This is a genomic window from Thermosynechococcus sp. HN-54, assembly GCF_023650955.1.
Classification (GTDB): Bacteria; Cyanobacteriota; Cyanobacteriia; order Thermosynechococcales; family Thermosynechococcaceae; genus Thermosynechococcus.
Genome location: NZ_CP098039.1, coordinates 354,785 through 375,867, shown reverse-complemented (window position 1 = coordinate 375,867; position 21,083 = coordinate 354,785). Strand labels below are relative to the sequence as shown.

The following is a 21,083-nucleotide window of genomic DNA, read 5'->3' as shown; positions in this document are numbered from 1 at the left end:
CAACCCGCGAAACATCACTGGGCACTGGGATGCAGATCCGAGACTGGTGAAAGTCATTGGCGGATAACCGAACCCCTCCTCCTTTAGCTTAGCAAGGGAGTCGTGGCCAGCACAACCGCTGCCTGCCCTGCCCATGGTGGAGAGACTAATGCAGGCGATCGCCAAAGTAGCGGCGGTAAAGATCACAGCGTACCTGAGCGAGGTTCCCCTCTAGGGTAATCAGTCCCAAACTGTGGAGCTTAAAGCCAAGGGTGCTATCCACGACCCTGCCACCCTCCGCCTGCAGAATGTCCCGAAAAGCCGGCAGCAGTTCCGCCTGCTGCTGAAGATGCCACCACTGTCGCCGCAGGTGATCGCGATATAACCCTGTCTCTGAAGCCGCATTAGTAATTAATTCCTGCCATGTCAGGTCTTGGCGGGCGAGATGGTACAGGCTGAGGCGAATCAGATAGGGATGCCCCCCCACCAAGTGCTGAAGTTCTTGGAGCTGCGCTTCTGAAAGGGCGAGACCATGGAGGCGACACAACTCGGCAATTTGTTCTTGATTAAATTCGGGAAGGTCGACGGCTAAACCAACGTTGAAGGGCGACTGGTTGATGTCCAAGGGAATGTAAACCTCAGTGCCGTGAACGACGATTAAGCGTAAGTTGCGCCAAATATCGCGGTTTTTACCCTCCTCGTGCCATGCCCGCAATAGCCCAAAGAAGTCACTGGCCACTTCTGGATATTCAAAAACCCGATCCACTTCATCAAGACCTAAGACAAGGGGACGACCCTCAAATTGCGTCCCCGCTTTTTGACAATTGGGTAAGAGATACTCCTCAAAGTAGGCGGTGCAGTTATACTTACTGCCAAAGATGTCATCCCAATAGTCATTGAGGCGGTTTTCTAACCCCAGTCGCCGCCCGACACTGGCACAGAGCCAGCGCAGGAGTTTTTCCAAATCACTGAAGACTTGGGCATCCGCCAGTTGGAAACTGAGGGGAACGGTGCCATAACCCTCTTGGGTCGCGCGGTACAGCAGTCGTGCCATGAGTGAGGTTTTGCCCATTTGGCGGGGGGCTTTGATGCGAATCAGGGAGCCGGGTTGCAAGAGGGTTTCGCGACAGCGTTGCTCAATGGGGGGTCGCTCAATATAAAATGCCGAGGCCACTTCCACTTGCCCTTCGGGGAGTTCTGGCTCAGCCACAGGAACTGGGGCACCATCACCCACCAATGTGCCCGTTTGAGCGGATTCAGCAATAGTTTCTTGGGCGGCATCGCTACTGGTGGCCATGGGGGCAGTGGTCGCATTCACCAAGTCGAGAATCTCTTGCAGTAGGGTGTCGGTGTCTGCTGGCGATCGCCAGAAGCGCTGTTGTAGCCGATGCAGATACCCCCGCAACTCATAGTTCAAAGGCATATCCAGCGGAAAATTGACCCGTACAGGCAAGATAAAAGGACGGCGATCGCCTCGTTGGGCTTGCAACTGTTTGACGGTGCGGACTTCCTCAAGCACCATTTCACTTTGCGCCGCTGTCTGCGAGAGCAAAAGGACAAAGAAATCACACCGCTTCAGTTCCTGATCAATCCGCTGTGCCCAGGCCTCCCCCAAGCGAATACTTTGACTGGCCATAAAGGGTTGGTGACCTGCTTTTTGTAGTGCCTCTTGGAGGGCAGTGGCCAACTGCAAATCGGTGCCGTCACTGGAGTGACTGATAAAAACATGGCGACCCTGGTTGGGAAGAGCAGCAGTGGCTGCCGGTGGAGAGGACACCAGTTTGGGTTCGGTGGCTTGCGGGGGCAGCGTGGAAACAGGGGGTAGCGAACTGGAGGGCACTGGAGAAACACCCTCACCTGCCTTTGGCGATCGCCAGAGGTCTTGAACAGGGGTTTTTAGGAATTGACCCAAGCGAAACCAGAAAGATTTGGGGACTTCCACCTGTTGCAGACTGGCAAGGGCATCAGCAGCGGTGGCAAACCGTTCGTAGGGGGAAGGATGGATCAGCTTATTGACAAACTGCACTAGGCGATCGCTCACTGGTTGAGCGGCTTGCCAACACCAACAGCCGTAAGGGTCTTGGGTGAGTTGCAGGGGACTCAACCCCGTCAATGCCTGTACAGCTACCATCCCTAGGGAATAGAGATCACTGGCCGGGCGGGGACGCCCTTGGGCCTGCTCTGGTGCCATATACCCCGGTGTACCAATGGCGATTGTCTGCGGATTCGTATCTCCCACCAAGGTACCACCGCCAATGGAGACCCCCATCTCCTTCACAGCACCGAAATCAATCAGCACTAAACGATGATCCGATTGGCGACGAATCAAGTTATCGGGTTTAATATCGCGGTGGATCACACCACACTGATGCACAAAGGCGAGAATGCCAAGGGCATCTTGGAGCAACTCAATCACCCGTGCCTCTGACCACCCACAGCCCGGCAACAATTCCTGCCGTAGGACTTGACCCTCAATGAAATCTTGAACAAGGTAGAATTCGTTGTCTTCCTCAAAGTAGGCAAGGAGGCGGGGGATTTGCTCGTGAGTGCCCAGCCGCTCCAGAATTTGTGCTTCCCGCTGAAAGAGCGATCGCGCCAAAGGGAGAAAGGCCGCATCCGTACGGGCGGGGCGCAGGTACTTAACCACACACTTGGCACGAATGGGACGGTGAACATCCTCAGCAAGAAACGTTTGGCCAAAGTTCCCAGCCCCCAAGACTCGAATGAGTTTATAGCGCCCGCCAAGGGTTTTCCCAATCATGATAATTGTCTTTTACCGGCTTCTCCTCGTTGATATATCTTGACACAGCCCTTCCCTGCTCCACCATGACAGTGTCCCCAGTGGCTATTCAGCAGTAAAGACGGCGTACAACACAGGAGATAGAAAAACCACCCCTGCACCCCCAGAAATTACAAAGGACGAGATAAAACGACTCGTTGCCGTCACCGTAGGATCAATGAATAGACTGATCACAAGGCTCAGCAGGAAACAGCCCATACTCCCTAGGATGGGGAAGAGCAGGGTCATGATCGCTGCCTGTTTGGTATCGGCATCTTGGATGAAGCTAATCCTAAAAAGGAGCAGCGCAGTCACCAGTAGCCAAGGCAGGATAGCTCCCAAGGGCACAGCCCAATAGCTCCAGAGGGAGATGCGCCGCCAATGGGCAATCAAGGTCAGCCCTAGCGCCCCAAGGAGGAGGAGTAATAGCAGCAACAGGAGTGAACGATGAGAGGCCATGAAAATACTCCCTGTACGACGATGAGTTTCAGGAAATGGGTACGATCGCGCTGGAATTAACAGCGACGACAATGGCAGTATTCAGTAACTGATAGAGGGTATCCGATAGGGTTTCGTATTCCGTTTGGCTGTCACCGCTAAAGGTCAAATCATTCCACGACCCCATGCCGCCAAAGACCCAAGCCACCTCTACAGCACTCAGGAGTTGTTGGCAAATTTCGGCTAAGCGACTCACTGGCCAAGGCGTTTCCGCCTCAGTGAGAGAACCACGGCTGCTCAGCATTTGTCGGGCAAGGTCAAAGGTGCGGGCAAAGGTCTCTTGGTCATGGTTAGCCGCAAACTCAGTCATTCGGTCGAGGTGGGTCAGCAACTCTGCGTGGATAGTTTCTGGGCGAGTGGTTCTCATTGGCGAAGCTAAGCGGGGATGATTGCAGAGAATACGCCCATAGGCTACCTCCCAGTGTTGGTCGCGTTCACTCCACCGCCAGCGGCTCCGCCAATAGTCACACCCCGTGGACTTCACCACCTCAACTAACCAGTGGCCACCACCGCCGGGAAAGACAACCGCTATGCGATCGGGAATCTCTGGATTTTGGGAGGCTTCATAGAATAACTGCAAGGCTTCAGCACCCTCCCCCCGCAGGTGTTCCAACCAAGTCATGGGGTCAGGGGCATAGGGAATTTCCTGCCACGAGGGATTCTCCTTGCGTAGATCGACAAAGTTCACGGGCAGGGAGGAGGGAAACTCCTGCCTTGAGGGTTCACCGGTAGCCATGGTCCCTAAAACAGCATTGCCCCAAAGAATCAGATGCATATCTTGGGCGATGGATTCTTGCACGTTGCACCTGCCACTGGGGGAAAGGGGGCTTTATAACGTTAGCGGAATAATTTGACCAAAGAGGCCGAGGCTCCAGACGGTTTGAATGGGTAATTCTGTCACAAAGAGGGTGGCAACGCCAAGGTTGTAGGATTGGGTGTTGTAGGCAATGTAGCGTTCAATTTCCTCCGCAGGGCGGGATTCCAGTTGCTCGCAGACTTCTAAAGCCACCATGGCGATCGCGCTACTGCGATCAATGATCTCTGGGCACACCTGAGTCAAAAGGAAGGTGTTAATTTCTGCTGCGGCACGGCGTTGATAATCAGCAGGGGTGGGATTGGTGAGACAGGCCGCAATAATCCCTAAGAGCGAGAAGGCGCCACTGCCCCACCAAAGAGGGCGTGCCATGACTTGGGACAGGAGAGGCACTTTCATGGGAGAGTTCTCTATGCTATCCTAGAAGACTAGCTCAGGAAACATGGCGAGCGTAGCCAAGTGGTTAAGGCAGTGGATTGTGGTTCCACCATTCGTGGGTTCGAGTCCCATCGCTCGCCCTTTATTCTAGTGGATGATGTACCGAGCGGGTGTGTCCGTGGCACGACGGCTACTGTGGGGATGTCTTGTACTGTTGTTGGGCCTGCTGTTGGTTGGCTGTGGCGGTAATGGGCCTCGCCAAGGGGATCACAGTATTGTCATTGGTACCACGGCTCGCCTGCGCACCCTCGACCCTGCCGATGCCTACGAAAATTTGGCGGGACTGCTGCTTTTTAATTTGGGCGATCGCCTCTATACCTACGAGGGTCAAGACCTCATTCCCCAACTCGCCACCGCCTTACCCGATGTCAGCGAAGATGGCCTCACCTACCGCATTCCCCTACGGCGGGGGGTTCGCTTTCACGATGGCACTCCCTTTAATGCTGCTGCCATGGCCTTTTCCCTTGAGCGGTTTATGAACAGTGGCGGTCAGCCGGCCTCGCTCTTGGCAGGGCGGGTCAAGGAAATTAAAGCGATTGGAGAGGATGTACTAGAGGTTCGCCTCAAGGAACCCTTTGTGGCTTTCCCCCATTTGCTGGCCTTTAGTGGTTTGTGTGCCGTTTCCCCCACGGCCTATGGCGCAGCGGGCGATCGCTTTTTACCCACCCAGTTTGTGGGCACAGGGCCGTATCGTTTAGCAGCCTACAGTACCGATGGCGTGCGCCTTGAACCCTTTGCCGACTATTGGGGAACCAAGCCCCAAAATGCTGGGATTCGCCTGCAAATATTTTCCAGTAGCGCTAATCTCTACAATGCCTTTCGCACCGGGGCAGTGGATGTGGCGATCGGGGCATTGGATCCCAATCAAATTCATGCCCTTAAAACCCAAGCCAGTCGCCAGCATTGGCAGGTGATTACAGGAGCGGGCAACGCCATCACGGTCTTGAGCATTAATTTGCGGCAACCCCCTTGGGATCAATTGGCAGCACGGCAAGTTTTGGCCGCCAGTGTCAATCGTCAACGCTTGGCAGAACGGGTCTTTTTGGGGGAGGCAGAACCCCTGTACTCATTGGTGCCCAGTTTATTTCCTGAGAGTGAACCCGTCTTTCGCGATCGCTATGGAGACGGCGCTTCGAGCCAAATAGATCACTGGTTGCAAAGCACCACCATTTCACCGCAGCAGCCGCTGGTGGTGAACCTTTGGTACCGTGCCAATGTTCCCAGTAATGTGCTGGCGGCAACGGTTCTTAAGGCCTCACTAGAGCGGGATTTGGGCGATCGCGTGCAGGTGCAATTGGACAGTGCCGACTCCGCTACCATCTACCGCAATTTAGAAAGTGGGGCTTACCCCTTGGTCTTGCTCGATTGGTATGGTGATTTTTACGATCCTGATAACTACCTTGAACCCTTCCTGGGTTGCGATCGCGGTTCTGTAGAAACGGGCTGCGACAGTGGTGCCAGTGCGGCATGGGGGTCGTTTTTCTACAGTCCTGAGGCCAATGACCTGATTGTTGCCAGTCGCCGTGAGGCCAATTCTCAACGCCGTGGCCAGCTCTTGCGCCAGCTTCAGGAACTCAATGCCGCGGCAGTTGCTTTTATACCCCTGTGGCAGAGTGAAACCACTCTCTTTGCTCAAGGAAACTTGCGCGGTTTAGCGCTGGATGTCAACCAACTCTTTGCCTTTGCTCCCCTCCAGAAAGCACCAAAAGATCAATGAGTCCCCGCAAACAACGCTTGGATAGTCTCCTTGTGGAACGGCACCTCTGTGAGAGCCGCCAACAGGCGCAACGCTGGATTCGCGCCGGGGAAGTGCAGGTCAACCATATCCCCATTGATAAGCCGGGCACGCTGGTTGCTGTGGATGCCACTATTCAGGTCAAGGCGAAATCCGCCTATGTCTCGCGGGGGGGTGAAAAGCTGGCCCATGCCCTAGGAGTCTTTCCTGTGGTGGTGCGCGATCGCGTGTGTTTGGATGGCGGCATTTCCACAGGGGGCTTTACGGACTGTCTGCTGCAAGCAGGCGCCAAACTGGTCTATGGCATTGATGTGGGTTATGGGCAAGTGGATTGGAAGCTGCGCCAAGATCCACGGGTCATTCTCAGGGAGCGCACCAACCTGCGTTATCTGACGCCTGCGGAACTCTACACCGAGGATGCCCCCCGACCCACCCTTGGCGTGGTGGATGTGTCCTTTATTTCCCTGACCAAAGTTTTACCTGCCCTATGGGAATTACTGCTGCCGCCGCGAGACTTGATTGCGCTGATTAAACCACAGTTTGAAGTGGGGCGCGATCGCTTGGGCAAAAATGGTGTGGTTCGCGATGCCAAGGCGCGTCAAGAAGCCGTCGATCAGGTGATTGCAGCCGCCGAAGCTTTGGGGTGGCAGTGCTACGGTGTGACTCCCTCGCCGATTTTGGGGCCTGCGGGCAATCAAGAATTCCTCACCTATTTTTCCTGTGGTGCTGTGGAGGATGCTTCCCTAGAAAACGAAGTGGTATCATCAACCTGACAAAAATGACGGCTTTTCGAGAATGCAGCAAGTGGCACCGTTTATTCCTCCTTGGGCAAAATGGCTCAATGGCATCTTTTTGGTGTGCCTAGGACTGGGCATTCTTGCCTTTTGTGGTTACCTCTATTTCTTTCGCGACACGTTAGTACTGTACGCGCCATTTCTGTTTCAGGCGGCAATCACAACGTTTTTAATCTCCGTCTTTAGTTTGCTCTTGGCCGTGATTTTGGGGGCGATCGCCACTTGGGCAAGGCTGCATCCTGCTCCTCCCCTACGCTGGATCAGTACGGTTTACATTGAATTTGTGCGCGGTACCCCGACCTTGGTGCAACTGCTGGTGTGGGGCTTTGGCATTGGTGGCCTCTTGAGTCAGTTGGGTTTTGATCCGCGGCGAATCGCCTTTGACATCATGACTGTCCTGCAAAGTAACCGCTTGGTGTCGCCGCTTTTTAACTACATTTTCTACGGCATTCTTGGCTTGGGCTTTAACTATGGTGCCTATCTCAGTGAGGTCTTTCGCAGTGGCCTAGAGGGGGTTCCCAAGGGACAAACGGAAGCCAGCCTCAGCCTTGGTCTCTCGGGTCAGCAAACCCTATGGCGGATTATTCTGCCCCAAGCCATTTTGATTATTCTGCCCCCTTTTACCAACAACTTCATTACCCTGATGCAGGACTGCGCCCTCCTTGTGGTCATCGGGGTTCCAGAACTGCAAAACATGACCAGCACCTTTGCCAATCCCATTACGGATCCGCAGCGGAAGCTCTTTGTTTATGTCTTGGGCGCGATGTTCTATTTTGGCCTTTGTTTTCCCTTGGCACGACTCTCGCGCTTCCTTGAACGACGGTGGCAGCGATCAGCTATTTCATAATCAAAACCGTTATGAGTATGATATAGTAGGCATAGCTGTTAAAAAATGTGAACAGCCCTATTCAACCTGTCGTAGTTAGGAGTACGAGGTTTTCTATGTCTGAGTGTCTGCGCGTGGGTCAACCCGCCCCTGATTTTGAAGCGGTTGCCGTTTATGACCAAGAGTTCAAAACCATCAAGCTCTCGGACTATCGCGGTAAATACGTTGTTTTGTTCTTCTATCCCTTGGACTTCACCTTTGTCTGCCCCACGGAAATTGTCGCCTTTAGCGATCGCTACGACGAATTTGCCAAACTGAACACCGAAATCCTCGGCGTGTCTGTAGATAGCCAGTTCTCCCACTTGGCGTGGACACAGATGGATCGTAAAGCCGGGGGCGTGGGCGACCTCAAGTATCCCCTTGTTTCCGACCTGAAGAAAGAAATTAGCACTGCCTACAACGTCTTGACCGAGGAAGGGGTGGCACTGCGCGGTCTCTTCATCATTGACAAAGAAGGGATTATCCAGCACGCCACCATCAATAACTTGGCCTTTGGCCGCAACGTAGATGAGACCCTGCGGGTGCTGCAAGCGATTCAATACGTCCAAGCTCACCCCGATGAAGTCTGCCCTGCGGGCTGGCAACCGGGCGACAAAACAATGAATCCAGATCCCGTCAAATCCAAAGTCTATTTTGAAGCAGTGGGCTAATTCCCCCCGCTGTTTCAGATTCTTAAGACTGATCCGGTCTGGGAACCTGCCGTTGAGGTGGGTTCTTTTTTGATCTCGCCAAGAGATGGGCAAAACGTTAGGGTGGAACAAGAGGTCTTTTGCCGAAGAAGGGGGCAAAAATGACTGTGGATCGCCGCTTGATGGAAGCTGTAGAAACCTTGGGATACCGTGTCACGGCAGGGGATGTCGCAGGTGCGGTTGGCCTGCCCCTGCGCGCGGCTGAGCAGGGATTGATGGCCTTGGCTGCCGATGTCGGGGGAACCCTACAAGTGGCCGAAAGTGGGGATATTGCCTACGTCTTCCCAAAAAATTTTCGCAGTATCCTGCAAGCAAAATACTGGCAACTGCGGCTGCGGGCGGTGGCGCAGCGGGTTTGGGGTGTTGTTTTCTATCTAATTCGCATCTCCTTTGGCATTTTTCTCATTGTCTCGATTATTTTGATTTTTTTGGCGATCGCCATCATTTTGATTGCCCTTTCCAGTCAAGGGCGAGACGGTGACGATCGCAACCAAGGCAGCTCTTGGGGCGGGGGTGGCATCAATTTTTGGGTCTTTCCTGACTTTTGGTATTTCTTTGGCGATCCATATTCCTCTCCGCGGCGATCGCAGCCTCGCTCACGGGAAGATGGCGAAGAGATGAACTTCTTTGAGGGGGTCTATTCCTTCCTTTTTGGCGATGGCAATCCCAATGCTGATCTCGAAGAACGCCGCTGGCAGCTCATTGGCCAAGTCATCCGCAACAATGGGGGAGCAGTGACCGCAGAACAAATTGCCCCCTATCTGGATTTGGAAACGGATCTAGGGGACGATGAGTGGTATATGCTGCCCGTGCTGACCCACTTTCATGGTCGCCCCGAAGTCACCGAGACCGGGCAGATTATCTATCGCTTTCCTGAGTTACAAACGACGGCTCAGGCTGGCAAAGGTCAACGCCAAACGCTACCCCCGATTTTAGAAGAGCACCTCTGGCGCTTTAGTCGGGCACCCTCTTGGCAAATTATGGTGGCCATTGGCTTGGGCTGTGTCAATCTCATTGGGGCGTTAATGCTGGGGTACCTGTTGGGGGATGGGGCGATCGCCCAAGAACTGGGGGGACTGGTGGCCTTTGTCGCCTCGATCTTTTGGATTTTGCTTGGCTATGGCATTGGCTTTTTGGGCATTCCCTTGGGGCGGTATTACTGGTTGCTGTGGCAAAACCAACGCATTCGCGATCGCAATGCCCGCCGTTACCGCTACGCCAATATCTTGGCCCATCCCTCACCCGAGTTGCGGGCTAAATTGCGGGCAGCTCAAGCCTATGCCCAGCAGCGACAAATCCGGGAACAGGATGTCATCTATCGCTCCGATCAAGACTTAGTGGAACAGGAATTGGCTCAGTCAGAAGCGATTGATCGCGAGTGGTTACGCCGACTGGAATCGGAGTAGATCATGACCCGCTCCGCCCTGCGCCCAGTGGCTGCCACAGGGGATCTTGAGGCCATTCAGGCCCTCCTAGAAGCGGCGCTTGCCCCCAAGGGAATAGGGGTCACAGTGAACCAGCGGCACGAATGTCTCTTGTTGCGCCTTCAGTGTCCAAGGGCTGTCCCTGCTGCGATTGTGCTAACGCTACTCGCTCGCGAACTGATCCACTGGCCCAGCTATGCCCACAGCAGCATCCTGATCACGGCCTCCCAAGACAGCCATGAACTTTGGGAAGAGGTGCTTGATCTGACCAGCCCCCATGAGCTACAACGCTTGGCCAAGGGGGAGCATCTGCGTCAGAACCTTCCCATCGCTTCATCCCCCCGCAGGGAAGAGTTTGGCATTCCTGTCCAACCCCTCAGCACCAAAGATTGGCAAGTGATCGCAGCGGGATTGGGTCTATCGCTTCTCCTCCTTGCGTCTGAGCAGGTGACGTTTTTGCTCAGTCCTTTGATCACCCTAGTGCACGAGATGGGACATGCGGTGATGGCGTGGCTCTTTGGCTATCCAGCGGTTCCCGCCTTTGATTTTCGCTACGGTGGCGGTGTCACTCTCCATGGCGATCGCGCAGGGGGCATTGTCCTGCTCATTTATACGGGATTGCTGGCCTTGGCCTACTTCTACCGCCACAATCAGCTGACCCTTATTTGCCTTGGGGTCTTGACGCTGCTTTATACCCTTGTGGCCTTTAGTCCTGTCCATGAAATGCTCTTTGTGGCCATGGGGCATGGCTTTGAACTCATTTTTGCCGTCATTTTTCTCTACCGTGCCCTCAGTGGTTGGGGGTGCCGCTACCCCATTGAACGTCCCCTCTACGGTATGGTGGGGTTTTTCATTGTGTTTTTTAATATGCGCTTTGCTTGGCAGTTGCAGTTTAATCCCGTGTTTCGGGAGATGTACCTGATGGGCAAAAGAGGCATTGATCACGATTTTGTTCGTCTGGCTCGCGATTTTCTTCACACGGATTTGGCAACGGTGGTTGGCCTGTATGGTCTTTTTGTGATTCTCACCCCAGCGATCGCGTTCCTCCTCTATCGTTATCGCCAACTCATGCTGTATTTATTTATTCGCCTCTTTATCTCTGAGGGCTAGACGCTACGCCCCTCGGCCACCACCGTAGGAGCCAAACTGGGAGAAGATAGAAGTGACCAACTACTGGGAATTGCTCAGAAATGTCCCTAACCGTTGGGGCGATCGCCCCCCCCTTTGAACTGGCGGATGCTACGGGTGAGCTGGTGCGCTTGGCTGACTTTCAAGGCCAGTGGGTGATTCTCTATTTCTATCCCCGTGACAATACTCCCGGCTGTACCAAAGAAGCCTGTGCCTACCGTGAGGTCAGTGCCACTTTGGGCGATCGCAACGTCGTTATCCTAGGCATTAGCCCCGATAGTGTCGCCTCCCATGCCAAGTTTCAGCAGAAGCTCAATTTGCCCTTTCGTCTGCTAGCAGATGTGGACACCACGGTCGCCCAAGCCTATGGCAGCTATGGCCCGAAAAAGTTCATGGGCAAGGACTATCTCGGTGTTTATCGGGATACGTTTCTCATCGATCCCACAGGCAAAATTGCGGCTATTTATCGGCGGGTGAAGCCCGATGCTCATGTGGCGCAAGTGCTAGCGGATCTGGAGCGACGGCAAGCGTGAACTGGTTTTGGCGAGTGGTGCGTTTTTTCTTGAAACGACTGTGGCGGCATCCTTTCATAGCGGTGTCTGTGATTGCCTTGACAGCGGGCGATCGCCTGATTTTGGTGCAGCGTCGCGACACGGGTCAATGGTCGCTGCCAGGGGGCATGATGGACTGGGGGGAAACCATTCTCGATACCGGTGCCCGCGAACTCGCCGAAGAAACAGGGCTGCGCCTCAAGAGCTTTGAAGGCTTAGTCGGGGTTTACTCTGACCCAAAGCGAGATCCCCGTGTCCATGCCGTGTGTATCGCGATCGCTGCCCGCGTTGTCGGTGAGCCGCAGGTTTTGGATATCAAGGAAGTGCGTGCAGTACAAGCCTTTCCCCTGAGTGACCTTCCCTTAGCCGATCTCGCCCACGATCATGCCCAACAGTTACAGGACTATTTGAGTGGGCATCTAGGACTGACATGAACACCAAAGCTAGATTGTTAAATCTTATTTAAAGATAAGGCACTTTTCTTTCCTTTCAAATTGAGGGTACACAATCGTCCCTCACTCAGTTACTACACTCAGTTACTACTTTTTGAGCTAGAGGAAGTCCCCGGCGTACCTTTGGATGATGTGACCGAGGTATCCAACTATGTTAGGGCACTTCATCATGGTATCCAATACCTAAGAGAAGGCTTTCCCCTGTCTAACGACTTATTCGTGAGATGCATGGTGTTTTACTTTCCAGTGGCCGTGGGAGTGAAAAAGCACCGAGGGAGTTTCGGCCTACTCAAAACTGGATTGGAGGTACTCGACCAAGAAATGCTCACTTTGTACCTCCTCCACCCGCCTATATTCAGGACTGCATGGCTGACTTGGAGAGATTCTTGCACGGGAAAGGACATGACTATCCATCTCTAATTAAAGCGGCTTTAGCTCATGTGCAGTTTGAGACTATCCACCCCTTTTTAGATGGAAATGGACGCATTGGCCGACTGCTGATTGCTTTTGTTTTACACCATGACAAACTTCTATCAAACCCATTGCTCTACCTCAGCCTCGATTTCAAGCAACACCGTAGCGAATACTACCGACTCCTTGATCAAGTACGTTTAGAGGGAGATTGGGAAGCTTGGCTAGATTTTTTCCTTGAAGGGGTGGAACAAACCGCTACTAATGCAGTGGAAACAGCTAAGCGACTGTTTATACTCTTTCAAGAAGATGAACAGAGAGAAGATTCACACCGTTGGCCGCAGCGCTTCCACAGTCTTGAGGGTACTTCGTTTAATGTGTCGTCGCCCTCTGCTGAACCTTAAACAAGTCTGCCATCATACAGGGCTTTCTTTTCCAGCGGCAGCCAAGGCCATGCAATCCCTAGAAAAACTTGACTTAGTGCGTGAGATAACGGGGCAGGAACGTAACCGTGTGTTCGCTTATCATAGTTACCTAAACATATTAAATGAAGGTATGGAGACACTCTAGGAGAATTCACACTCTATAGTGAGGAGACGGCCACCCCCGTGGAGCCAATAAAGAATCATTCGGTACCGTTGTACATAGAATTGACTTAAGCACCCAAGAAGTTCTGCAAGATTGGGCGCCGCTTCCAAACAATGAGCAGCGAAAAGTAGGGCAGGGTTAACTCTGGATAGTCTGTGAGGGGGGTGTAGATTTGCTGTTGAGGCGTTGTTGCCCAGCTCACCACTGCTGCTTGTTCCAAGAGGTTCTGTTCCTTGAGCCAATGCCAGACGTGGCCATAGACCGATCGCACCTTCATCAACACCACCACATCCGCCCATACCCATACCTGCGTCAAGTCCTCCACGTGGTACATCGCCGGCAAAATTGCCAAGCGATCGCTCCCCAAGGTCAGGGGCACTCCTACACTCGCCGCTGCTGCCAAGGGGGAGCAAATTCCCGGAATCACCTCAATCGCGATATGGGGATCAAAGCTCTGGACGGCTGCCGCTAGATAGGAAAACGTACTGTAGAAACTGACATCCCCCTCAGAGACAAAGACCACATCGCTGCCCTGAGCGAGGTATGCATAGACTTCCTCGGCTGCCTTTTGCCATGCCTGTTCTAAGACATCTTCGTCAAGAACATAGGGGAATTCGAGGGGCAGATAAATTTGCTGCGGTTCTTTGTAGGGGGAAATAATCTCCTCGGCAATGCCACGCCGTCCCTGTCGTCCCGCAGGAAAGGCAATTACCCTTGCTTGCTGTAGGCGTCGCCAACCCTTGAGGGTAATGAGTTCGGGATCGCCGGGGCCTACGCCAATGCCGCAAAGGGTGGTCACTAGCCCCATCCCCACCAGTGCCCCAGTTGATAGACACTGCCACTGACAACCCACGCCATCACTAGGGCATAAAGGGTGGCAAAAATCGTAAACTGCCCGCGTTTTGATTCACTCCAGAGGGTGGCAAGGGTGCTCAGACAAGGGGTGTACAGGAGCGTAAAAAGCATAAAGCTGTAGGCCTGCAGGGGCGTTAAATCTTGGGCGATCGCCTGCTGTAGCGAGGTCCCCGAAAGGTGATAGATAACTGCCAACGCGCCAATCACAATCTCCTTGGCCACAAAGCCAACAATGAGGGCGATCGTCAGGGCAGGTGTAATGCCCACCGGTGCCAAAAGCGGCTGTAGCGCTATCCCTAGTTGACCCGCCCACGTCTCTGGACTTGACGGTGTTGCATTCAGGGGCAAATGGGTCAATGCCCACACCACCAAGACGCCAATCATAATAAAGCCCGTGGCCCGCGAGAGAAAATGCCGCACCTCACCCCACGCCCGCAGGAACACCTGTCGCCCCGTTGGCCAACGATAGGGGGGTAACTCCAGCAAAAAGGGATCGGTGTTGGGGAAATAGCCCTGAAAGCATAGAGCGGTGAGTAATGCCGCCAAAATACTCCAACCATAAAGGGACAACAGGACGGCGGCGCCCCACTGGGGTGGAAACAGACAGGCAATCAGAAAAACAAACACTTGGAGTCGCGCTGAACAGAGGGAAAAGGGAATGATCAGCATCGTCAGCAGCCGCAGCCCCGGCGAGCGAATAATGCGGGTGGCCATCAGGGCGGGGACATTGCAGCCAAAGCCCATCAAGCTGAGCACAAAACTACGCCCATCCAAGCCCAAGCGTGCCATCAGGCCATCCATCAGATAGGCGGCACGGGCAAGGTAGCCGCTGTCCTCAACGATCGCCATCACAATAAAGAAGATGGTGACTAAGGGCACAAATGCTGCCACCGTGGTAATACCGCCGTAGAGGCCCTCAATGAGCAAACTGCTGAGCAAAGGGGGAAGTCCTGCTAGGAATGGCTCTAGCACTTGGCCCTGAAAGGCCTCAAAGGCATCACTCAGCCAGCCTTGAACCCCTAGACCCAGCACCCATACCACTTGAAAGACAAGGTATAGCCCCGCAAAAAAGAGGGGTAGTCCCCACAGGGGGTGCAGCAACCAGTGATCCAATTGGTCTGTCAGTCTGCGAACGGTGCAACTAGGGAAAGTAACGGTGTCCGCCAATAGGGGCGCGATCGCTCTTGGTTCAATTTCTGGCAACGTTGGCTGGAAGAGCGGGGCTTGGGGAATGGGTGCCTCCTTGAGGGCATGGCAAATCGTTTCATAGGCCTCCCAATAGCCGCCCCCGTATTTGGCACTGAGAGCCACCACCGGTACCCCAAGGCGATCGCCCAATTTCTCGGTATCAATCTGAATCCCCAGTTGCCGAGCTTCATCGGCCATATTCAGGAGCACCACCATGGGTAGTCCCCAAGCCTTCACCTGAAGTGCTAAGCGCAATTGATGCTGAATCTGACTGGCATTGAGAATGACCAACACCAGCCGCACTGGCACCCGTTGGAAAAACTGACGCACAATGGTTTCATCAGCCGCCGTCCCCGCCAGATCGTAGATGCCCGGCAAATCCACCAGTTTAACCATCTCACCATTGAGAGAAATCTCGGCCTCTGCTAAGTCCACCGTTATCCCCGGCCAGTTGCCCACATGGGCACGGGCTGCGGCAATGCGATTGAAAAATGTGGATTTACCAGTGTTGGGGAGACCGAGAAGGGCGATCGTGCTAGAGGTCATTGGCGCGGCTGTGAGGATTGCAGTTCAAAGGTACCCGTGTCGCCATGATTCAGGGGAATCAGCAGACGACTGAGGAAGCGGCCATCCTCCAACTTATACATGTCGAGGCTGTAGCCGAGGCGTTGACACAGGTTAAAGCAAACTTTGAGGTGTCGGCCGGGCGGCTGATCGAGGCTAGAGGGCGCCAGCCAGTCAAGATGTTCAAGTTGGTGCAGCTTGATCAACAGTTGCGGATCCACCTCACCGTTGTCGGTAATTGAGAGTTCCAGCCAAGACTGCATCTTGCCCCCTTGACCCATGCCCTCGATTTGCTGGCACCAAATGTCAACACGGCCTTGGGAGGGCGATCGCTGGCAGGCAAACAGAAGCAATTCGTAGAGGATTAGCTCCAGCTTGTTAATGTCACCAGTGAGCGTGAGTACCGGTTGATTATGAACTTGAATCCACAGCTGCTTGCGCTGTTTCCAATTTTCGATGCGATCCATCACCCGTTTGAGGAGCACCGCTAACCCCGCTGTGTCGCTGCCTTTGTCCAGTTGCCATACCTCATGGCTCAACAGGGGATGCAGGGATTCCAGTTGCGTTTGCAGCAATGTTCCCAACCGTCGCAGCAGCGGATCTGCCTCAGGGTGCTGCTGAACCCACTGCGTCAACTGATGACAGAGACTTGCCAATTGGCTGTAGGTCTGTTCAAGGCGACGGTGTTTGTACCAGTTCAGGGTTTCAAGACTTGGCCAACCTTGGGTCAGCATCTGAATGAGGGAGGTACTGCGGTGTGCCCAAGCCAAATGGTTGACGAGGGTAATAAAGGCCTCTAGGTGCAATGTTGACCACAGGCGATCGCGACCATCGGCGACAATGAGAACTCCAGAGGGTTCGTATTCTGGATCAGTGCGCAGGGCGATCGCCAAAATTTGACCAATATCTGGTCCTGAAAGCCACTCCCGCGTACGCGGATCCAGTTCTGCTGCCGTTGTTTGAATCAACCACGCATAGGGATTGCTGGTGACATCGGCTTGGGAAGCCATTAGGGCACTGTGGATCAGCGGATCCTCATAGATAGCAACTTCAGCATCATTGCGAATCGCAAATTTAGGATGACCCGGCGGGGGTGCCACAATTGAGCCAATTGTTTGGCCGGGTCGCCACGTGACTAAAGCCACAAGGGGCACCTGCATTAAGTTCATGAGTTGCTGCAAGCCTGTCAATTCAATGCGCTCGAGGTTTTGGGTGCGTTGCAGTGCCGTTAACCCTGCCAGCATGGCTGATCGCACCTGCTCCTGCTGTGTATTCGTGTTTTGCAGTTGCCACTGATGGCTAATGAGGCCAAGGGTGCGTGCCACCTCCTGTATCAGGGTTTGCTGACTTTTGCCCCAAACCGTTGGTTCAGTGCGCCCCACCAACAGCAGTGCCTCTAGGGCATGACCCGGCGTGGTTGTCGCCACCAAGAGAGACTGGATATTCAGCTTGCCGAGAACCTCTTTCCAAGAGTAGAGGCGTAGTTCATTGCGGTAATCTTCAAGAGCAATCGCTGTTGTTCCCGTTTCTAGGAGCTGCCAATCCATTTTTTGCAGTGGCGGGAAGGGCGGATGGCGATCGCGCCCGCGGGGAACTGGATACTGAAACAGGACATCAAAGGCTTGGGTCAGCGAGTTATACGTCAACAAAAAGACCCACTGTGCCCCTAAATCCGCCGCTAACTTTTCGCCCGCATGGTGGAGCACCCGCTTCCAGTCCTGCTCATCACAGATGGCTTGCGCCAACTCACTAACGAGGCTTTGGGCATGTTGAGTCTGTGCCAACAGATGTTCGAGACGTTCACTGGGAGCCGCCAAGGCCAGTAGCTCCGCCGTGACTTGGAGAAGTTTCTTCTCGTTGTCATTCCAAGGGTAAGGCTCACTGCGCTCCAATGTGAGAAAGCCCACGACATCCGTGCCCACCAGAATCGGGGTGGCCACAAGGGCGCGACAATTCAGCATTTGCATCAGCCGTAAGGGTGCGGTGGCACTAACCACACTTTGACTATCGCTGACGCTCACAGTTTGGCCGTTAGCAAGGGCAGTGTAACAGCCCGCCAATTCCTGCTGTGTAATCGCCAAGGGTTGCCGCTGGCTCTCGCGGCTCTGGGGTTTACCAAGGGTGTAGCTGCGGCGCCGATAGAGGGGTTGCTCCAAATCGCGCCAAAAGAGGCTGGTACGTTGAGGTTGACAGAATTGGTGCAGTGCCACCAACAGGGCTTCAATGCGTTGCCCCAAGCTAGTGGCACGGCTGGCCTCCTGGAGGAGATGGCGCACTGGATCCTCACTAGTCATCGTGGGCGCCGCAGCTGGCTTGGTGTCAGGGGCTGGTTTTGCCGCTGTCAAGCGTTCCAATTCCGCCCCAAGGGCACTCACCAGTAAGCTCATGTGCGCTAAATCATCGCCCCGCAGGGTATCCCCCCAAGTGGTAGAACCCACGATGAGAATGCCAAGGGCTTGACGATGGCGGAGAATGGGATAAATGGCGGCGCCTTGAATCCCCAAACGGGTGGCGGCTTCTCGTAACTCGGCTAGGCGCGCCTCCTCCTTAAGACTGGGCAAACTAATCGGCTTGCGGTTGATCAGCACCTGATCGAGAAGACTACCGGCGGCAAGGGTCAGTTTCTGCTTGAGAAAAGGATGATCGCCTACGGGGGTTGTGCCTCCCTGCCCGATGAGTTGTTTGGAGGCTTCATTGTATAGTCCCAGCCAGACAAAGGACATTCCGAGGGTTTCTTGGGCAAAGCTGACGAGGGGAGCAATGAGTCCGCTAACTTGCTCTTGCTGTTGGAATTGTTTGATGGTGTTGACCAGTGCGGCCAAAGCGGGGCTGACCTTCGAGGATTTGGCAGAGGTCATAGGGGCGATCGCAACCGAGAAGGATGTCTTCTATTCTAAACTTTGCCCTTGCTCAATCCCTTGGAGTAGTTCACAGCAGGCCAGCAGAAATTCAGCGGGCACAGGAGCCGGCCATGTCCCCTCAACTCGGCGATCGCCCAACACAATTAGATGCAAGCTATAGGCATGGGGATAGCCCTCCAATTCCAAATGTACAGCGTCGTTGCTGCCACTGAGGGTAATCCTTTCCTCTGCCATCAATTCGGGGGCGATCGCCTGAAGCTGCCCGTGGAGTTGGCAAAATAAATCCACAAATGCCTTGAATTCTGCTGCGGTAAGTTCCGTTGCCCAATCCTCGGCGCCCACTAGACTTGCATAGGGTTGATCCTTGCGCCAGCCCACCCGCCAGCCTTGCCCCACCCGCAGTTCCATAGGCTAGCCTGCTAAAAAGTAGGTACAAGCGTGCTGCTGTTCCCAAAAAGTGCCCACGAGAGGAAGAAGTTGAGAATAAAGATGGCCAAAAGCGAGATCACCACAGCCGCCGTGGTGGATTGACCGACCCCCTTAGCGCCCCCTGTGGTTGTAATACCCCAATTGCAGCCAATGATGGCCACCACACCGCCAAAAATGCCCGATTTAATGATCGAACTCCACAGATCCCAAGTTTGCAGAAAGTTCTGAATGGATTCCATATAGACCCCACGGGGAATGCCGTAGAGATAATCGGCAATAATCAAGCCCCCCCACAGCCCCGTTACGAGTGCCAAGATATTGAGAATGGGCAACATCAGCACACAGGCAATAAACCGGGGCACCACGAGATAATCCACAGGATCTGTGCCCAACATATAGAGGGCATCAATTTGCTCTGTGACTTTCATGGTGCCAATTTCAGCGGCAAAGGCGGAGCCAACCCGACCAGCAAGCACGACTGCCGTCAGCACTGGCCCTAGTTCCCGCGCAAGGGCGATCGCCAGCACCCCACCCACTGCTGAGGTGGCACCAAAGGTCAAAAATTCACGGGCGACCTGAATCGTAAACACCATACCCACAAAGGCCGCCGTAATCAGGGCAACACTGAGGGACGCAGGGCCTACTAAGGCCATTTGCTCAATTGAGTTGCGCAGCGCAATCCGCCCCCGTACGAGATAAAAGATCACCTGACCCGCCAAGAGAAAGGCCGTACCCAAGCGTTGTACCCCTTGACTGACACGCCAGCGCAGCCGTGGCCATTTCATCGCCTTCATTGTTGCGTCCTAGAAATTACCGGTTTCACCCGCAGCACCATTACCCAAGCCTGAGAGTTTGAGGAAGAGGTTTTTATCCGTTGTGCTCTGATAGAGACAGCTAATTTCAGGATTGGCTTCTAGGTTGCCCACATAGCCAAAGGTATTCAGCCGCTGCCGACAACTGCGCAATTGCTCACCCGTAATGAGTTGTCGCTGTTCTAGTAGGGCGACGTTATTGGCGCGAATCACACAGCCCGGTTGCATTACGGGTTGGGAAACAAAGACAGAAAAGGGATTAAAGGTCACAAAAATCCGCGTATCTACAGCAATCGCGCTTGCGCCAAATTGCACACAAATATCGGGATTGGGCGCCGCCTGATCAATAAACTGCGTCGAGGCAACGTTATCGGGATTGAGGGTGGTGGTTTTGCTAAACGTTACACCAACGCCAACCCCAATAATGAATACCCCTCCCAGAACTGCCAAAGTGCGGGTGTTCACCGGTGACTTCGATTCTGGCTGTGGGGGACGGCGCGTTTGGGGACGGGGACGCGGTGGCGATGGCGAACGTCGAGGCATAGCAGGAAGAGTGAACAGCACTTCCCTACCAGTATGCCCTTAGAAGGCGGGGTTTGACTGCCCCCCCGCTTGTTTTGGCTTCGCCTTGTTAACTTTCAGGACTCGACCTAACCATGTCGCCCCATCAAGATCATCAATGGCAACGGCCTCCTGAGTTTCATCCACCAGTTCGACAAAAGCAAAGCCACGCCGTTTGCCTGTTTCTCGATCCACCGGCAACACAATCCGGCGAATAGCACCATATTTTTCAAAGACTTCGCGAAGATCGTTTTCTGTCGCCTCATAGGAGAGGTTGCCGATGTACAGTGTCATAACCCGAACTCAGAAGCAATTTGACAATCATCATAGCCTCTCGCTTTCCCTTCCCCATGCGATCCAGACTACAGAACCCAACATCTTGCAAAGAAAATTAACGTTTTCTATCAGCCCCAAAATATACCAAAGTTAAAAAGAAATTAATTACTCCCTTGATGTCACCTACAGCCCTTTGCTCCGGGTTCGAGCTGCGTCCGACAGATTCAGCAAATCGCCGCCAAGCCCATTCTCTCGCAGAATCCCTCGGAGTCGCTCTAGGAGAAGATTTGAGTATTTTCAATAGCTTTGTAGAAAATAATTTCACCCCCCTCGCAAGGGATCCCTCGGAACAGGGCGTTGCAATCCGCTCT

The 21,083-nt window shown here is 53.9% G+C and carries 19 protein-coding genes, 1 tRNA gene and 1 pseudogene; 10 read left to right on the top strand and 11 right to left on the bottom strand.

Annotated elements, in window-relative coordinates; translation table 11 throughout:
* Nucleotides 1-145: 145 nt before the first annotated feature.
* The 4 genes from NBE99_RS01820 to NBE99_RS01805 form a co-directional block, all read right to left on the bottom strand.
* A complete protein-coding gene (locus NBE99_RS01820) occupies nt 146-2,740 on the bottom strand; it encodes an AAA-like domain-containing protein (RefSeq protein WP_250682815.1) in 2,595 nt (864 codons plus the stop codon).
* Between the two features lie 84 nt (nt 2,741-2,824).
* The gene (locus NBE99_RS01815; protein ID WP_250682814.1) at nt 2,825-3,217 is read right to left on the bottom strand and encodes a hypothetical protein; all 393 of its coding nucleotides are present in this window, start codon (nt 3,215-3,217) and stop codon (nt 2,825-2,827) included.
* A 28-nt stretch (nt 3,218-3,245) separates the two neighbouring features.
* Nucleotides 3,246-4,055, bottom strand: a complete 810-nt coding sequence (locus NBE99_RS01810; RefSeq protein WP_250682813.1) for a hypothetical protein — start codon at nt 4,053-4,055, stop codon at nt 3,246-3,248.
* 30 nt (nt 4,056-4,085) lie between these two features.
* Nucleotides 4,086-4,469 (bottom strand): DUF4359 domain-containing protein, encoded by a 384-nt coding sequence (locus NBE99_RS01805; protein WP_250682812.1) that lies wholly within the window; start codon nt 4,467-4,469, stop codon nt 4,086-4,088.
* Between the two features lie 46 nt (nt 4,470-4,515).
* Here NBE99_RS01805 and NBE99_RS01800 point away from each other — a divergent pair.
* From NBE99_RS01800 to NBE99_RS13405, 10 genes and pseudogenes are all read left to right on the top strand, one after another.
* Nucleotides 4,516-4,588: transfer RNA gene (locus tag NBE99_RS01800), tRNA-His, on the top strand.
* A gap of 14 nt (nt 4,589-4,602) precedes the next feature.
* On the top strand, nt 4,603-6,225 hold the full coding sequence (locus NBE99_RS01795; RefSeq protein ID WP_399370756.1) for an ABC transporter substrate-binding protein: 1,623 nt from the start codon (nt 4,603-4,605) through the stop codon (nt 6,223-6,225).
* Nucleotides 6,222-7,016: a TlyA family RNA methyltransferase gene (locus NBE99_RS01790; RefSeq protein ID WP_250682810.1), complete on the top strand. Its 795-nt coding sequence runs from the start codon at nt 6,222-6,224 to the stop codon at nt 7,014-7,016. The genes NBE99_RS01795 and NBE99_RS01790 overlap by 4 nt, the downstream gene beginning before the upstream one ends.
* Before the next feature lie 22 nt (nt 7,017-7,038).
* A complete protein-coding gene (locus NBE99_RS01785) occupies nt 7,039-7,884 on the top strand; it encodes an amino acid ABC transporter permease (RefSeq protein ID WP_399370754.1) in 846 nt (281 codons plus the stop codon).
* A 95-nt stretch (nt 7,885-7,979) separates the two neighbouring features.
* A complete protein-coding gene (locus tag NBE99_RS01780) occupies nt 7,980-8,573 on the top strand; it encodes a peroxiredoxin (protein ID WP_250682808.1) in 594 nt (197 codons plus the stop codon).
* Between the two features lie 140 nt (nt 8,574-8,713).
* Nucleotides 8,714-10,018, top strand: a complete 1,305-nt coding sequence (locus NBE99_RS01775; RefSeq protein ID WP_250682807.1) for a hypothetical protein — start codon at nt 8,714-8,716, stop codon at nt 10,016-10,018.
* Between the two features lie 3 nt (nt 10,019-10,021).
* Nucleotides 10,022-11,146 (top strand): M50 family metallopeptidase, encoded by a 1,125-nt coding sequence (locus tag NBE99_RS01770; protein ID WP_250682806.1) that lies wholly within the window; start codon nt 10,022-10,024, stop codon nt 11,144-11,146.
* A gap of 80 nt (nt 11,147-11,226) precedes the next feature.
* A complete protein-coding gene (bcp, locus tag NBE99_RS01765; RefSeq protein WP_250682805.1) occupies nt 11,227-11,697 on the top strand; it encodes a thioredoxin-dependent thiol peroxidase in 471 nt (156 codons plus the stop codon).
* The gene (locus NBE99_RS01760) at nt 11,694-12,149 is read left to right on the top strand and encodes an NUDIX domain-containing protein (RefSeq protein ID WP_250682804.1); all 456 of its coding nucleotides are present in this window, start codon (nt 11,694-11,696) and stop codon (nt 12,147-12,149) included. Before bcp ends, NBE99_RS01760 begins: the two co-directional genes overlap by 4 nt.
* A 47-nt stretch (nt 12,150-12,196) precedes the next feature.
* Nucleotides 12,197-13,148: pseudogene (locus tag NBE99_RS13405) on the top strand (Fic family protein); the annotation flags it as partial.
* Nucleotides 13,149-13,233: 85 nt separating this feature from the next.
* On the opposite strand, the gene NBE99_RS01750 reads toward NBE99_RS13405, so the two are convergent.
* From NBE99_RS01750 to NBE99_RS01720, 7 genes are read right to left on the bottom strand one after another with little or no spacing between them, the layout of a single operon-like run.
* The gene (locus NBE99_RS01750; RefSeq protein ID WP_250682802.1) at nt 13,234-13,974 is read right to left on the bottom strand and encodes a precorrin-2 C(20)-methyltransferase; all 741 of its coding nucleotides are present in this window, start codon (nt 13,972-13,974) and stop codon (nt 13,234-13,236) included.
* Entirely contained in the window at nt 13,965-15,755 is a 1,791-nt protein-coding gene (gene feoB / locus NBE99_RS01745; RefSeq protein ID WP_250682801.1) for a ferrous iron transport protein B, read from the bottom strand. Before feoB ends, NBE99_RS01750 begins: the two co-directional genes overlap by 10 nt.
* Nucleotides 15,752-18,631, bottom strand: coding sequence for a GAF domain-containing protein (locus NBE99_RS01740; protein WP_250682800.1), 2,880 nt, complete (start codon nt 18,629-18,631; stop codon nt 15,752-15,754). The genes feoB and NBE99_RS01740 overlap by 4 nt, the downstream gene beginning before the upstream one ends.
* Before the next feature lie 30 nt (nt 18,632-18,661).
* Nucleotides 18,662-19,042: a DUF1818 family protein gene (locus NBE99_RS01735; protein WP_250682799.1), complete on the bottom strand. Its 381-nt coding sequence runs from the start codon at nt 19,040-19,042 to the stop codon at nt 18,662-18,664.
* An 11-nt stretch (nt 19,043-19,053) separates the two neighbouring features.
* Entirely contained in the window at nt 19,054-19,857 is an 804-nt protein-coding gene (locus NBE99_RS01730) for an MlaE family lipid ABC transporter permease subunit (protein WP_250682798.1), read from the bottom strand.
* 9 nt (nt 19,858-19,866) lie between these two features.
* On the bottom strand, nt 19,867-20,418 hold the full coding sequence (locus NBE99_RS01725) for a DUF3172 domain-containing protein (protein ID WP_250682797.1): 552 nt from the start codon (nt 20,416-20,418) through the stop codon (nt 19,867-19,869).
* 39 nt (nt 20,419-20,457) lie between these two features.
* Entirely contained in the window at nt 20,458-20,730 is a 273-nt protein-coding gene (locus NBE99_RS01720) for an RNA-binding protein (protein ID WP_250682796.1), read from the bottom strand.
* Between the last annotated feature and the right edge of the window lie 353 nt (nt 20,731-21,083).

What these genes read in the sequence shown, in the direction of transcription:
- NBE99_RS01820 (WP_250682815.1), bottom strand. Translation starts at nt 2,740, where the DNA reads ATGATTGGGAAAACCCTTGGCGGGCGCTATAAACTCATTCGAGTCTTG.
- NBE99_RS01815 (WP_250682814.1), bottom strand. Translation starts at nt 3,217, where the DNA reads ATGGCCTCTCATCGTTCACTCCTGTTGCTGCTATTACTCCTCCTCCTT.
- NBE99_RS01805 (WP_250682812.1), bottom strand. Translation starts at nt 4,469, where the DNA reads ATGAAAGTGCCTCTCCTGTCCCAAGTCATGGCACGCCCTCTTTGGTGG.
- NBE99_RS01795 (WP_399370756.1), top strand. Translation starts at nt 4,603, where the DNA reads ATGATGTACCGAGCGGGTGTGTCCGTGGCACGACGGCTACTGTGGGGA.
- NBE99_RS01790 (WP_250682810.1), top strand. Translation starts at nt 6,222, where the DNA reads ATGAGTCCCCGCAAACAACGCTTGGATAGTCTCCTTGTGGAACGGCAC.
- NBE99_RS01785 (WP_399370754.1), top strand. Translation starts at nt 7,039, where the DNA reads ATGCAGCAAGTGGCACCGTTTATTCCTCCTTGGGCAAAATGGCTCAAT.
- NBE99_RS01780 (WP_250682808.1), top strand. Translation starts at nt 7,980, where the DNA reads ATGTCTGAGTGTCTGCGCGTGGGTCAACCCGCCCCTGATTTTGAAGCG.
- NBE99_RS01775 (WP_250682807.1), top strand. Translation starts at nt 8,714, where the DNA reads ATGACTGTGGATCGCCGCTTGATGGAAGCTGTAGAAACCTTGGGATAC.
- NBE99_RS01770 (WP_250682806.1), top strand. Translation starts at nt 10,022, where the DNA reads ATGACCCGCTCCGCCCTGCGCCCAGTGGCTGCCACAGGGGATCTTGAG.
- bcp (WP_250682805.1), top strand. Translation starts at nt 11,227, where the DNA reads ATGTCCCTAACCGTTGGGGCGATCGCCCCCCCCTTTGAACTGGCGGAT.
- NBE99_RS01750 (WP_250682802.1), bottom strand. Translation starts at nt 13,974, where the DNA reads ATGGGGCTAGTGACCACCCTTTGCGGCATTGGCGTAGGCCCCGGCGAT.
- feoB (WP_250682801.1), bottom strand. Translation starts at nt 15,755, where the DNA reads ATGACCTCTAGCACGATCGCCCTTCTCGGTCTCCCCAACACTGGTAAA.
- NBE99_RS01740 (WP_250682800.1), bottom strand. Translation starts at nt 18,631, where the DNA reads ATGACCTCTGCCAAATCCTCGAAGGTCAGCCCCGCTTTGGCCGCACTG.
- NBE99_RS01735 (WP_250682799.1), bottom strand. Translation starts at nt 19,042, where the DNA reads ATGGAACTGCGGGTGGGGCAAGGCTGGCGGGTGGGCTGGCGCAAGGAT.
- NBE99_RS01730 (WP_250682798.1), bottom strand. Translation starts at nt 19,857, where the DNA reads ATGAAGGCGATGAAATGGCCACGGCTGCGCTGGCGTGTCAGTCAAGGG.
- NBE99_RS01725 (WP_250682797.1), bottom strand. Translation starts at nt 20,418, where the DNA reads ATGCCTCGACGTTCGCCATCGCCACCGCGTCCCCGTCCCCAAACGCGC.
- NBE99_RS01720 (WP_250682796.1), bottom strand. Translation starts at nt 20,730, where the DNA reads ATGACACTGTACATCGGCAACCTCTCCTATGAGGCGACAGAAAACGAT.